Source organism: Burkholderia torrens, from assembly GCF_984668525.1.
This window is the reverse complement of the sequence record NZ_OZ480212.1, coordinates 750,931-764,261: the sequence shown is the minus strand read 5'-3', so window position 1 is coordinate 764,261 and position 13,331 is coordinate 750,931. Positions and strand designations below refer to the sequence as shown.

13 protein-coding genes are annotated in these 13,331 nt (G+C 67.8%); 11 read left to right on the top strand and 2 right to left on the bottom strand.

The annotated features are described in order from the left end of the window. The first annotated feature begins 63 nt into the window (after positions 1-63). From AC5LXX_RS19760 to AC5LXX_RS19750, 3 genes are all read left to right on the top strand, one after another. Positions 64-1,098: an AraC family transcriptional regulator gene (locus AC5LXX_RS19760; RefSeq protein WP_493412776.1), complete on the top strand. Its 1,035-nt coding sequence runs from the start codon at positions 64-66 to the stop codon at positions 1,096-1,098. A gap of 119 nt (positions 1,099-1,217) precedes the next feature. After that, on the top strand, positions 1,218-2,771 hold the full coding sequence (locus AC5LXX_RS19755; RefSeq protein ID WP_493412775.1) for an NfeD family protein: 1,554 nt from the start codon (positions 1,218-1,220) through the stop codon (positions 2,769-2,771). Continuing rightward, positions 2,768-3,541: a slipin family protein gene (locus tag AC5LXX_RS19750; RefSeq protein ID WP_124456609.1), complete on the top strand. Its 774-nt coding sequence runs from the start codon at positions 2,768-2,770 to the stop codon at positions 3,539-3,541. Before AC5LXX_RS19755 ends, AC5LXX_RS19750 begins: the two co-directional genes overlap by 4 nt. A 111-nt stretch (positions 3,542-3,652) precedes the next feature. Here AC5LXX_RS19750 and AC5LXX_RS19745 read toward each other — a convergent pair whose 3' ends face one another. Next, complete coding sequence (locus AC5LXX_RS19745; RefSeq protein WP_493412774.1) at positions 3,653-4,930, bottom strand: HAD family hydrolase; 1,278 nt, start codon at positions 4,928-4,930, stop codon at positions 3,653-3,655. Between the two features lie 511 nt (positions 4,931-5,441). Here AC5LXX_RS19745 and AC5LXX_RS19740 point away from each other — a divergent pair. The 7 genes from AC5LXX_RS19740 to AC5LXX_RS19710 all read left to right on the top strand — a co-directional run bounded on the left by AC5LXX_RS19740 (position 5,442) and on the right by AC5LXX_RS19710 (position 10,810). Next, complete coding sequence (locus tag AC5LXX_RS19740) at positions 5,442-6,341, top strand: M24 family metallopeptidase (RefSeq protein ID WP_493412773.1); 900 nt, start codon at positions 5,442-5,444, stop codon at positions 6,339-6,341. Between the two features lie 44 nt (positions 6,342-6,385). Further along, positions 6,386-8,173: an SDR family oxidoreductase gene (locus AC5LXX_RS19735; protein ID WP_493412772.1), complete on the top strand. Its 1,788-nt coding sequence runs from the start codon at positions 6,386-6,388 to the stop codon at positions 8,171-8,173. 29 nt (positions 8,174-8,202) lie between these two features. Continuing rightward, entirely contained in the window at positions 8,203-9,108 is a 906-nt protein-coding gene (locus AC5LXX_RS19730) for a metal-dependent hydrolase (protein WP_493412771.1), read from the top strand. Positions 9,109-9,187: 79 nt separating this feature from the next. Then, on the top strand, positions 9,188-9,475 hold the full coding sequence (locus tag AC5LXX_RS19725; protein WP_493404889.1) for a hypothetical protein: 288 nt from the start codon (positions 9,188-9,190) through the stop codon (positions 9,473-9,475). A gap of 250 nt (positions 9,476-9,725) precedes the next feature. Beyond that, the gene (locus tag AC5LXX_RS19720) at positions 9,726-10,094 is read left to right on the top strand and encodes a DUF2917 domain-containing protein (RefSeq protein WP_493412770.1); all 369 of its coding nucleotides are present in this window, start codon (positions 9,726-9,728) and stop codon (positions 10,092-10,094) included. Positions 10,095-10,152: 58 nt separating this feature from the next. Beyond that, positions 10,153-10,332, top strand: a complete 180-nt coding sequence (locus tag AC5LXX_RS19715) for a hypothetical protein (protein ID WP_124456602.1) — start codon at positions 10,153-10,155, stop codon at positions 10,330-10,332. 103 nt (positions 10,333-10,435) lie between these two features. After that, positions 10,436-10,810, top strand: coding sequence for a DUF2917 domain-containing protein (locus AC5LXX_RS19710; RefSeq protein ID WP_493412769.1), 375 nt, complete (start codon positions 10,436-10,438; stop codon positions 10,808-10,810). A gap of 160 nt (positions 10,811-10,970) precedes the next feature. Here the strand turns inward: AC5LXX_RS19710 and AC5LXX_RS19705 are convergent, their stop codons facing one another. Next, positions 10,971-11,249 (bottom strand): hypothetical protein, encoded by a 279-nt coding sequence (locus AC5LXX_RS19705; RefSeq protein WP_006480752.1) that lies wholly within the window; start codon positions 11,247-11,249, stop codon positions 10,971-10,973. Positions 11,250-12,000: 751 nt separating this feature from the next. Between AC5LXX_RS19705 and AC5LXX_RS19700 the strand changes: the two genes are divergently transcribed. Next, positions 12,001-13,302, top strand: a complete 1,302-nt coding sequence (locus AC5LXX_RS19700; protein WP_493412768.1) for an NCS2 family permease — start codon at positions 12,001-12,003, stop codon at positions 13,300-13,302. Positions 13,303-13,331 lie beyond the last annotated feature (29 nt).

Here is a 13,331-nt window from a genome sequence, read left to right as displayed (position 1 = left end):
GCGACTGTTCGATGCTCGCGTCGCTCATTTACACTGAGCGTTTTTGCCACACCGGCGGCACTGATGAAGCAGGAAGACAAGGGAACCGTCGCGATCAGCCTCGTCGCTTACAGCGTCGCACTCGCCACGCGGCGCGGCGTAGCGGCCGAGCCGCTGCTCGCGCAGGCCGGCATCGCGCCCGCGCTGCTCGAGCAGCCGCGCGCACGCGTGTCCGCGCAGCAGTACGGCGCGCTGTGGAATGCGATCGCGCGCACGATGGACGACGAGTTTTTCGGGCAGGATCGCCACCCGATGCGCAGCGGCAGCTTCATCGCGATGAGCCAGTCCGCGCTGTCCGCGCGCGATGGGCTGCACGCGATGGCGCGCGCGGTGAATTTCATGCACTGCGTGCTCGACGACCTGCACGCGGAGCTCGACGCGAACCCGCAGCGCGTGCGGCTGCGCTTCGTGCACCGCAACAATGGCGCGACGCCCGCGATGTTCACGTACGCGACCTATTTCATCATCGTGTACGGGCTCACCTGCTGGCTGATCGGGCGCCGCATTCCGCTGCTGCACGCGAGCTTCCGCTGCGACACGCCGCCCGCCGACCACGAATACCCGTCGATGTTCTGCGACGAAATGCGGTTCAACGAGCCCGATTCGTATGTCGATTTCGATCCCGAATTCGCGACGCTGCCGGTCGTGCAGAACGCGAAGACGCTGAAGACGTTCCTGCGCAACGCGCCGGCCAGCTTCATCGTCAAGTACCGCAACCCGAACGCGCTCGCGCAGCGCGTGCGCGCGGTGCTGCGCGGGATGCCGCCCGCCGCCTGGCCGGGCGCGGGCGGGATGGCCGCGCGGCTGCACGTGGCCGAGGCCACGCTGCGGCGCAAGCTGCACCAGGAAGGCCAGGCCTACCAGTCGATCAAGGACACGCTGCGGCGCGATCTCGCGTTCGAGGCGCTGGCCGACCCCGCACGCACGATCGCCGATGTCGCTGCGGCAACCGGTTTCGCGGAGCCCAGCGCGTTCTACCGCGCGTTCCGCAAATGGAGCGGGCGCAGCCCGGCCGACTATCGCGACGAAGTGCTCGCGCGCGGCGGCGGCGCGGTCTGAATCGGGCCGGCACGGCCGCGGCTTCGCGCTTTCCGCCGAAACCGCCTAATCTTTAAGCATCGGGCCCACGCCCTTTCCGCGAGCCGGACGGCACGGTCGTGCGCCGCCCGGACGCCCCGATGCGCTTTCACCGTCATGAGCCGCCGGCGCCTGCCGCGTCCGGCGGCCGCCCCCGTCATCCGCTCTCCGCGCGGGTCGCGCGCGCCGCGCTGTTCGCGGCGCTGCTCGTCGTATGCGCCGCGGTCGCCGCGCCGCCGCCCGCCGACGCACCCGCCGCGCGCCCGGTCGTCGTGATCCCCGTCAACGGCGCGATCGGCCCGGCCAGCGCCGATTTCATCGTGCGCTCGCTCGATCGCGCCGCCCGCGAGCACGCACCGCTCGCGATCCTGCAGCTCGACACGCCCGGCGGCCTCGACACGTCGATGCGGCAGATCATCAAGGCGATCCTCGGCTCGCCGGTGCCGGTCGCCGCGTTCGTCGCGCCGGGCGGCGCACGGGCCGCGAGCGCGGGCACCTACATCGTCTATGCGAGCCACTTCGCGGCGATGGCGCCCGGCACCAATCTCGGCGCGGCGTCGCCCGTGCAGTTCGGCATCGGCGGCGCCGCGCCGCCGGGCGGAAACCCGGCGGCACCACGGCCCACCGGCGCAGCGGGCGCATCCGGCGCGTCGGATGCGTCCGCCGCAACCGCGCTGCCGACCGATACGCAATCGACCGAAATCCGCAAGGCGATGCAGGACGCCTCCGCCTATATCCGCGGCCTCGCGCAGCTGCGCGGACGCAATGTCGAATGGGCCGAACGCGCGGTACGCGAAGCCGTCAGCCTGTCGGCCAGCGAAGCGCGCGCGCAGCACGTGGTCGACCTGATCGCGCAGGATCCGGCCGACCTCGCGCGCCAGCTCGACGGCCATGGCGCGACGACCACCGCCGGCACGGTGCGGCTCGCGACCGCGCATGCGCCGCTCGTCGTGCTCGCGCCCGACTGGCGCAGCCGCTTTCTCGCGATCATCGCCGATCCGAACGTCGCGCTGATCCTGCTGACGATCGGCATCTACGGCCTCTTCTTCGAATTCGCGAACCCCGGTTTCGTGCTGCCGGGCGTCGCCGGCACGATCTGCCTGCTGGTCGGGCTGTTCGCGATGCAGTTGCTGCCGATCAGCTATGCGGGCCTCGGCCTCGTGCTGCTCGGGCTCGGCTGCCTCGTCGCCGAGGCGTTCCTGCCGACCTTCGGCGTGCTCGGTTTCGGCGGGATCGTGTCGTTCACGATCGGCGCGCTGATGCTGATCGACACCGACGTGCCCGGCTACGGGATTCCGTGGCCCGTGATCGCGAGCCTCGCGCTCGGCGGCGGGCTGCTCGTCGCGGGCGTGTCGAGCGTCGCGCTGCGCGCGCGGCGCCGGCCGGTCGTGACGGGCGCCGAGGCGATGCTCGGCAGCATCGGCGAAGTGCTCGATGACGGCCTCCATCCGGACCAGCCGCATGGCGCGGCCGGCGCCGCCCCGTCGGCCGCCGGCTGGGCGCTCGTGCATGGCGAGCGCTGGCGCGTGGCGAGCAGCGCGCCGCTGGCCGCCGGCTGCCGCGTGCGCGTCACCGGCCGCCAGGGGCTGACGCTGACCGTCGCGCCGCTCTACGACATGCCGATACCGCAGCCAACCCAGGGAGAACCTTCATGATCGGTTACACGTTCGGCTTCAGCAGCGTCCTGATCGTCTTCGTCGTGGTGCTCGTCGCGTCGTCGATCCGCATCTTCCGCGAGTACGAACGCGGCGTCGTGTTCATGCTCGGCCGGTTCTGGAAAGTGAAGGGGCCGGGGCTCGTGCTGATCATCCCGATCGTCCAGCAGGTCGTGCGGATCGACCTGCGCACCGTCGTGTTCGACGTGCCCGCGCAGGACGTGATCACGCGCGACAACGTGTCGGTGAAGGTCAATGCGGTCGTGTATTTCCGCGTCGTCGACCCGGAGAAGGCCGTGATCCAGGTCGCGCGGTTCTTCGAGGCGACGAGCCAGCTCGCGCAGACGACGCTGCGCGCCGTGCTCGGCAAGCACGAACTCGATGCGCTGCTCGCCGAGCGCGAGCAACTGAACGCGGATATCCAGAAGACGCTCGACGCGCAGACCGATGCGTGGGGGATCAAGGTGTCGACGGTCGAGATCAAGCACGTCGACCTGAACGAGACGATGATCCGCGCGATCGCGCGGCAGGCCGAAGCCGAACGCGAGCGGCGCGCGAAGGTGATTCACGCGGAAGGCGAACTGCAGGCGTCGGAGAAACTGCTGCAGGCCGCGCAGCGCCTCGCGTTGCAACCGCAGGCGATGCAGCTGCGCTATCTGCAGACGCTGACGACGATCGCCGCGGACAAGAACTCGACGATCGTGTTTCCGCTGCCGGTCGATCTGCTGGGGGCGTTGCTGGATCGGCTGGGCCCGCCGCGCGAGCGTTGACACGCACGTGTGGCGGCCCGCACGACGCCGCAGCGGCCGACGCAGATACAGATGCCGATGGGCGCGGAGCTGCGACGGCCGGGCGGCCGGTTGCCCGCCGCCCGGCCCGCGTCAGGCCAGCAGCTTGCGCTCGGCCTTGCCGTACTTGATCGACTTCTCGTCGGGGATCATCAGCCCCGTGTGCTCGTCGCGGCCCTGCAGCAGGAAGCGCGCGTCCGGGTTGCCGATCTGCTCGGCCGCGAGCTTGCTGTCCGCGCCGATCTCGCCCTTCTTCATCCGGTTGACGATCACGCCGGCCGCGGTGTCCTTGAAATCGCGCAGCATCCACGCGTCGCCGTCGCTGTCGCCGAACACCAGCAGCGGGCCGTAGCCCTTCTTCGACGCGAGGACGTTGCGGATGCCCACCGTCTTGCCGGGCCCCCAGTTGAAATGCCAGCCGGCCGGATAGGTGCTCGTGTACTTGCCGTCCTGCATGTCGAGACGCAGGCCGATCACATTCTCTGGCGCCACGCCGTAGCCATAGTTCGGATTGCCGGCGAACACGCGCACGACGTCGTCGAGCGACGCGGTGCTCACGTACACGTCGATGCCGTTCGCACGCAGCGTATGCATCACCGCGCGGATTTCCTCGTGAATGCGGATGCCGTGGAAATGCGTATCGGCCACCACGCCGGCCTTGCCCGGCAGCGCCTTCGGGCTTTCGTAGCGGACCTTGCGCAGCGCGTCGCCGATCCCGTAGTTGTTCGACGCTTCCGCCATCGCCTGCAGCTCGGCGGTCGTCATGTTCTTGTAGAAGTAGATGATCCACTTGTAGCCGACTTCGAGCGGATGCGTGTCGCAGATCGCGTCGTACATGAAGTACAGCTTCGCGCGAAAATCCTTGAACTGGTCGGTCTCGCGAATCTCGTCGAGGCTCTTGTCGCCGCCGAAGCCCTTGTAGTTCGCATGGAGCCAGCGGTAGTCGGACTCGACGTCGGCGGCGAGGTCCTCCATCGTCACCGGCTTGCCGTCGATCGTCGTGTAGTCCTTCATGAACGCGCCCTTCGGCACGTCCTTCCACATCACGGCGACGAACTCGTCCGGCGTCAGCTTGTACTGCAGATGGTTGATCTGGTACATCAGCAACGCCTCTTCGCAGTCGTTCATGATGCACGTGTTGTCCCAGTCGAACACCGCATACGGGCGGCGCTTTCCGTCGTAGCGCGCGCTCGCGACGCCATGCTGGTCGAGCACCGCCTGCAGGCGCACGGCGTTGAACGGCGACCAGCGGCCCGGGTCCAGCGCGTCCGGCGCGGTTGTGCTCTTCGCGCCGGCCAGGCCGGCCTTGAGCATCAGCGGCGTCGCGGCAGTCGCCGCGGCAAGGGTGTTCATGAACTGGCGGCGTTGCATGGTCTCTCCGTTGAAATGTCGAATCGGCTTCGGTCGCTGCCCCGCACGACGCGCGGCACATCGGCCCCGCGACGCCGCAAAGGCTTCGAATCGGGGCGGATGATGTGACGAAATTATTTCGGCAATTTGACAGCGTCGCGCTGCGACACGACGAAGAGTTGATCCGGCACGACATCCGGGGTCCGCGCCAGGCCTCGCGTGGCGCTCGCCGGCCGGCTCCCCCGGCTCGAGACGCGTGCGCAGCAGCAGCAACGGCCATCCGGCCCCCACTGCCGGAAACCTAGAGCGTCCCCTCCATTTCGGCCCTTCATTAGGAGAAATCCTCACCTCCGGGGGCTGGCGCACGACGTCGAACCGGCTATGATTGTTACATCATTCAATGGCACATTAAATGCTGACTGAATAATCCACCCCAGGATCGCCGGTGGATGCATTCCGGATCAGCGCCCGCCTTGCACCGGACCCGCGCCGCGCCGAGACGCAAACGCGGGCCGACACATGGAGACGCATCATGCCCGACCACCATCCGCTGCCGGAAGTCCACCTCGACGAATTGCCGCAATTCCGCGCGGTCCAGCAACTGGCGTACCGCTGCGTCGAAACCGTCGGCGCGATGCTCTACCCCGGCATCACCGAGAAGGAAGCCGCGCGCCTCCTGACTGAATGGCTGCAGGACAACGGCGTGCACGACTGGCTGCACAAGCCGTTCGCGTGGTTCGGCGACCGCACCGCGTTCGAAGGATTCTCGGGCCTCAAGCACATGGGCGGCTTCAATCTCGCGTTCTTCCCGGGCAACCGCCAGCTCGAAACCGACATGCCGGTGATCCTCGACGTCGCGCCGGTGCTCGACGGCATCGTCGCCGACGTCGGCTACGCGCACTGCCTCGGCCACAACCCGATCCTCGAACAGCTGCAGGACGACCTGATGGACCACCGCGAGATGATCGTGCGGCTCGTGAAGGCGCGCCGGCCGATGGCCGAGGTCGCGCAGGAAGTCGACGCGCTGTGCCGCCGCCAGGGCGTCGAGCCGCGTCACAAGGCCTATCCGTTCAAGGTGCTCGCGCATCGCGTCGCGAAGATCCACAAGCTGTCGAAGCCGCGCTTCGTCGCGCGCTTCGGGCTGAACGCGACGCGCAACCTGCTGCTCGACCAGGGCCGCGCGGCGAAGCAGCAGGGCTGGTCGCCACTGTGGTCGATCGACCGGCGCTCCGAGCATGCGCCGGTGCCGGGCTTGTGGGCCGTCGAGCCGCATCTCGGCTTCGCCGGCGTCGGCGCGAAATTCGAGGAACTGCTCGTGATCACCGACGACGACGCGTACTGGCTCGACGACGACCTGCCGCACGTGCGCCGCTGGCAGCGCCGCCAGGCCGAACGCACGCAGGCCGTCGCGACCGTGCCGGCCGCCGCCTGACGCACCCGCGCCTTCCTCCCGACTCCCTGAACGACGGACTCACGATGCAGCCTCTTTCCGACGAAGCGCCGCTGGCCCTGTTCGAATCGGTTCACAGCGAAACGGCGGTCGCCTCGGGCGACCTGACGCTCGCGGTCAGGACCTGGGGCGACCCCGCCCGCTCGCCGGTCGTGCTCGTGCACGGCTATCCCGACGACAGCAGCGTCTGGCAGCACGTCGCGCCGCTGCTCGCGCGCAAGCACTACGTGATCGCGTACGACGTGCGCGGCGCGGGCCTGTCCGGCGTGCCGAAACGCACGGCCGACTACCACCTCGCGAAACTGACCGACGACTTCATCGCGGTGATCGACGCGCTCTGCCCCGGCCGCGCGGTGCACCTGGTCGCGCACGACTGGGGCTCGATCCAGGGCTGGGAATTCGTCACCGATGCGCGTCTCGCCGGCCGCATCGCGTCGTACACGTCGTGCTCGGGGCCGTGCCTCGACCACGTCGGCTTCTGGCTGCGCGAGCGCGTGCTGCGCCCGACGCCCGCATCGCTCGCCAAGCTCGGCGGCCAGCTCGTGCGCTCGTGGTACGTGTACCTGTTCCACCTGCCGTTCATTCCCGAGCTCGGCTGGCGGCTATGGCTCGGACGCGCATGGCCGCGCCTGCTGCGCCGGCTCGAGAAGACGCCGGCCGCGCCGCGCCCGACGCAAGCCGACGACGGCGCGCGCGGCGTACGCCTCTATCGCGCGAACTTCATCCGCTGCCTGTTCGCGCCGCGCGAGCGCCATGCGCACGCGCCCGTGCAGACGATCGTGCCGCTCGGCGACAAGTACGTGAGCCCCGCGCTGTCCGAAAACCTGTCGCGCTGGGTGCCGCAGTACTACCGTCGCGAAGTCGCGGCCGGCCACTGGCTGCCGCTTGCCGATCCCGCACGCTTCGCGGAACTCGCCGGGCAACTGATCGACGCGGTCGAATCCGGCGACGAGCCGCCCGCGCTCGCGAACGCGCGCCGCCGTGCCACGAGCGGCCGCTTCAGCGGCAAGGTCGCGGTCGTCACCGGCGCGGGCAGCGGCATCGGCCGGTGCGCGGCGCTCGCGTTCGCCCGCGAAGGCGCGACGGTCGTCGCGTGCGACATCGACCTCGCGAGCGCCGAACGCACCGCGCTGCTGCTCGAACTGACCGGCGCACCGGCGCACGCGAAACGCGTCGACGTCGGGTCCGCCGACGAGATGGAAGCGCTCGCGACGTGGGTCGGCAACGCACTCGGCGGCGCGGACATCGTGATCAACAACGCCGGCATCGGCATGGCCGGCGGCATCCTCGACACGAGCGCGCGGCACTGGGAGCGCATCCTGCACGTGAACCTGTGGGGCGTGATCCACGGCTCGCGGTTGTTCGCACAGCAGATGGCCGCGCGCGGCACCGGCGGCCACATCGTCAACACCGCGTCGGCTGCCGCGTTCGGGCCGTCGCGCGACCTGCCCGCCTACGCAACGACCAAGGCCGCCGTGCTGATGCTCAGCGAATGCATGCGCGCGGAACTCGCGGAGAAAGCCATCGGCGTGACGGCCGTGTGCCCGGGTTTCGCGGAAACCGGAATCATGGCGTCGACGCAATACGCGGGCGCCAACGCCCAGGACGAAGCACGGCTGCGCAAACGCGCGACGAAGCTGTACCAGATGCGCGGCCTGAAACCCGAAACCGTCGCGCAGGCGATGGTCGACGGCGTGCTGCGCAACCGGCCCGTCGTCGCCGTCGGCGGCGAGGCGCACGCGATGCGCTTCGTCGGCCGCTTCATGCCGTGGCTCGGCCGGATGATTGCCCGCGTCAGCATGGCATCGCATTGACGGCGCATGACGCCGCACAGGGAGACAACATGACCGATACCGCCGACTATCACAAGATCAGGGCCCGGCACGTGAAGTTCGACTTCAGCGACACGCCGATTACCTGGGTGCCGAACGATCCGGGCAGCACGCACATCATCAACACGCTGAACCTGCTGTTCCCGGAAGGCGAGCTGTGGTTCTGCCGCGTGTACAACAAGGCGCTGCCGCTGATCACCGATGCGCGCCTGCGCGACGAGGCCGAAGGCTTCCTGCGCCAGGAAGCCGTGCATTCACGCTCGCACGGCGGCGTGCTGAAGCACTACTACGACCGGCACGGGATCGACACGAAGCCGTTCACGCAGAAACTCAACCGGCTGTTCACGCGCGTGCTCGGCGAGCAGCCGCTCGGGCTGAAGATCGGCCATACGCGCTTCTGGCTGCGGCAGCAGCTGGCCGTCATCGCGTCGCTCGAGCACTTCTTCGGCTATCTCGGCAACTGGGTGCTCAACGCGCACGGGCTCGACGAAGGCCGTGCCGACCCGACGATGGTCGACCTGCTGCGCTGGCACGGCGCCGAGGAAGTCGAGCACCGCACCGTCGCGTTCGACATCTACCGGCACCTGGGCGGCAACTATCCGGAGCGCTGCGTGCACATGGCGTTCGTGATCCTGCTGCTGCTCTACTACATCACGACCGGCGCGAAGTTCATGTACCGGCGCGACCCGGACGCCGGCCGCTATCCGGGCTTCGTGCGCGCGTGGTGGCAGGGTTCGCGACGCGGGCACCTGCCGTCGTTCTGGAAGGTGATCGGCGCGGCGCTGCGCTATTTCAAGCCGGGCTATACGCCGCACCACGAAGGTTCGACCGAGCAGGCGCTCGCCTACCTCGCGCGCTCGCCGGCCGCGCAGGCAGCCGCGCACGGCGGCAACTGGGGCACGACGAAGGGCGCCTGACCGCGTTTCCGGCCGGTTCGGCGGGCGGCGCCCGCCGAAATGCGTACAATCGCGGCTTCAATTTCCCGGAGGTGCCGCGATGGCCATGAAGAAAACCGATCTCGAAAAGAACAAGGCGCTCAAGCTGACGCAAGCGATGAAGCAGTCCGGCTCCGCGCGTTTCGGCAAGGGTGCCGAAGAAGCGGTCAAGCTGGACCGCCGAGCGCAGCGCAAGCTCGACCAGGAACAGGGCCTCGTGCCGTTCGCGTGCAAGCTCAACGCCGAGCTCGTCGAACAGCTGAAGGCGCGTGCGGCCACGCACCCTGAAGGGATGACCGGCCTGCTGTCCGAGCTGCTCGTGAACGGCCTCGCGCAACGCGACGCGTAACCGCCACGTATCTCGAAATTTCCGTTGACATTGCCGCGCTGCGACGACACACTCGATCGCATGCCTATGCTCAAGCCCAACGCCATCGCGCATAAAACACGAGTGAACGCCCATGCGTGGCGATCACCGGAGGCGCTTGTGCGTTAGCATCGAGATTCAGTTGCGCATGTCACAAGGCCTCGCCGGAAACGGATGAGGCCTTTTGTTTTGGTGCGCGTCATCCCGCCCGGCTCAACGGATGGAGATGACGATGGACCAAGCAAGCCGGCTGGTTGTTTGTCGCGATCGGTGCCGCACCGACGCAATCGCATTGCCGAGAGTCGAGCTGCATTTCACGGTCGCGCCGCGCAGGACGCTGGCGTGGCGTGCCCAGCATGACGCCGAGATCCGTGTGCACGATGCGACGCTGTGGATCACGCGGTTGGGCAGCGTCGACGATTACTGGATTCGAACCGGCGACGTGCTGCGCGTGCAGCGCGGCGATCGCATCTGGATCAGCACCGACGACGAGCGGCCCGCCGCAGCGTCGATCACGACTGCGTACGTGATGAGACGCGACACGTGGCTTGCGCGTGCGCTCGCGCAGCTGCGTACCCTGCTGGGCGAACGATGTCGATGACGTCCCGAGTGACGCATCATGCATCGCTGTGCACTCGATCCGCGTGCGCAGCGACCTCATGAAACGCAGCACGCGCGCGGCAACGTATCGCCCGCGCATCTCCCGAAAATTGTCGTTGACAACACCGCAGCCCGACAACAAAATCGTTCGCATGCCTACGTTCAAGCTCATCGCCGTCGCGATTCATTGCTCGATGAACATTCGAAAGAATGATTCACGGGAGGCGCTTGTGCGTTAGCAATCGAGCAATACCGCATGTCACACAAGGCCTCACCGGAAACGGATGAGGCCTTTTTGTTCTGGTGCGCGTCATCCGTCCGGCTCACTGAATGGAGAAGACGATGGACAAGGCAAGCCAGCTGTTTGACCGTCCCGATCGGCGCCGCACCGGCACGATCGCACTACCGACTGTCGTGATCCGTTTCGCGGTCGCGCCGCGCACGACGATGACCTGGCGCGCGCCGCAGGATGCGGAGCTCCGCACGCATGGCGCGGCGCTGTGGGTCACGCGCCCGCCGAGCGTCGATGATGACTGGGTGCGCCCCGGCGACGTGCTGCGCATCGCGCGCGGCGAGCGCATCTGGATCGGCACCGATGCCGACCGATCGGCTGAAGCGACGATCACGACCGCGTACGTGCGCCGCGGCGAGCGCTTCAGGCGCGCGCTTGCGCAAGTGCAACGTTTGCTCGTCGGGGTAGGGAGAAGCAGCGGATGAGCGACGTGCCGTCAAGCACGCGAGACGCGGAACGGCCGCGACCGGAAACGGACGCACCCGCGGCGCAGCACGCCGCAGGTGCGCATCGAATGCCGCGGCACGCCAGTGCGTGCCGCGAGCGATTGCGCGCCGTGCGCAACGGCCGGATGCAATGCGTGCATCAGGTGCTGGCGGCGAGACGCGGGCCCGTGCTCCGGGGAGTGGAATCAAGGTCGGGACGTTGCGCTGCCTGCGAGGTCACCCACGGATCGATGCCCTGCTTCTGCACCTCTTCGAGGAATGACACTCGTGTACGCCAGTAATCCGCTTGTAATTTCGCATCGATGACGCGCTGTTCGGCTGCGAACAGTTCCATGCGCGCCGTCACGAGCATCGACGCTGCGGTTTTTTCCGGCGTGGGGGCGTGTCGCATCGCCCAACGGCTGATCCAGTTCAACATGCTGACCTCCGTGATTTACGGACGAACCCGCATCGGGCAATCGCAATCGGCCATGCCTGACCGGCCGTGCCTGCCCAAACGCGCAACGGCCTTGACCGCCATTCACCGCCTGGCCTGCACGGACTGCGACTCCCCCGCGTCGGCAATTACCGGCCGGCGTGTGCATGCGCGGTGTATCTATCCTAGAAAGACTTGCCGGTTTATGCGATGGGGTCTTGCAATCTTTTACACAGAAACCACAGTCGCGCCCGCATCGCGAAATGACAGTTGCGGACGGGACGGCTTCGGCGCAGGATAGCCCGATACTGCACCCGCCCGGGCTGACGAATGGCCGCTGCACGCCGCTGCCGGGCATTCTTACCGGCCGCGCACGGGTGTCCGCGCGGTTTCCATCGCATGTCGTCGCGCACTCGCCACGCGCGACGCGGCCGCCATGCCGTTGCGCACGCATCGGCCGGTTTTCCGCGCCCCTCCCGCTTCCGCTTCCTTCATTTCGCCCGCTTCCGCCATTTCTGCCGGTCCGTGCCGCGCGAACCGGTAAAATGCGCGCCTTCGTCGCGCGGCCGGGCTGCCAGACCGTTCGCGCGCAGGCAACCGATCGTGCCCTCCAACTATATCGTCCGAGCTATCCGCGCTATTACAATCCGCCGATAGCCGGGCAATAGTGGCTGGTTACATTAGGCCGGCCGCGCGCTGCCTGTAAAACAATTCGGCACAACAATCAACACGATCCGACCGGAGAAACGCCTTCATGGAATCCATCAAGCGGTATTTCGGCTTCGCTGAAGCCGGCACCGACTTCCGCACCGAGATACTCGCGGGCGTCACCACGTTCCTGACGATGGCTTACATCATCTTCGTCAACCCCGCGATCCTCGGCGATGCCGGCATGCCGAAGGAATCCGTGTTCGTCGCGACCTGCCTTGTCGCGGCGCTGGCGTCGATCATCATGGGGCTGTACGCGAACTACCCGATCGCGTGCGCGCCCGGCATGGGCCTGAACGCGTATTTCGCGTACACGGTCGTCAAGGGGATGGGCTTCACGTGGCAGGCCGCGCTCGGCGCCGTGTTCATCTCCGGCTGCCTGTTCCTGCTCGTCACGCTGTTCCGCGTGCGCGAGGCGATCGTCAACGGCATTCCGAAATCGCTGCGGATCTCGATCACCGCCGGTATCGGCCTGTTCCTGGGCATCATCTCGCTGAAGACGTCGGGCGTGATCGTCGGCAACCCGGCCACGCTCGTCACGCTCGGCGACCTGCACAAGCCCACGACGGTCCTCGCGATCGTCGGCTTCTTCACGATCGTCACGCTCGACCACCTGCGCGTGCGCGGCGCGATCCTGATCGGCATCATCGGCGTCACGGTGCTGTCGTTCTTCTTCGGCGGCAACCAGTTCCACGGCGTGTTCTCCGCGCCGCCGTCGATCGATGCAACGCTGTTCAAGCTCGACATCGGCGCCGCGCTGTCGACCGGCATCATCAACGTGATCCTCGTGTTCTTCCTCGTCGAGCTGTTCGACGCGACGGGCACGCTGATGGGCGTCGCGAACCGCGCGGGCCTGCTCGTCGAGGGCAAGATGAACCGCCTGAACAAGGCGCTGCTCGCCGACAGCACGGCGATCGTCGCGGGCTCGGTGCTCGGCACGTCGTCGACCACCGCGTACATCGAAAGCGCGTCGGGCGTGCAGGCCGGCGGCCGCACCGGCGTGACGGCGATCACCGTCGCGGTGCTGTTCCTCGCGTGCCTGTTCATCGCCCCGCTCGCCGGCGTCGTGCCGGCCTACGCAACGGCGCCGGCGCTGCTGTACGTGTCGTGCCTGATGCTGCGCGAGATGGTCGAAGTACCGTGGGACGATGCGACGGAAGCCGTGCCGGCCGCGCTGACTGCACTGCTGATGCCGTTCACCTACTCGATCGCGAACGGCGTCGCATTCGGCTTCATCGCATACGGCGGCCTCAAGCTGCTGACGGGCCAGGCGCGCACGGTCAAGCCGATCGTGTGGATCATCGCGGCCGTGTTCCTGTTCCGCTTCTTCTACCTCGGCAGCGAGTAAGCGAAGCGCATCGCTGCGCGACACGATGC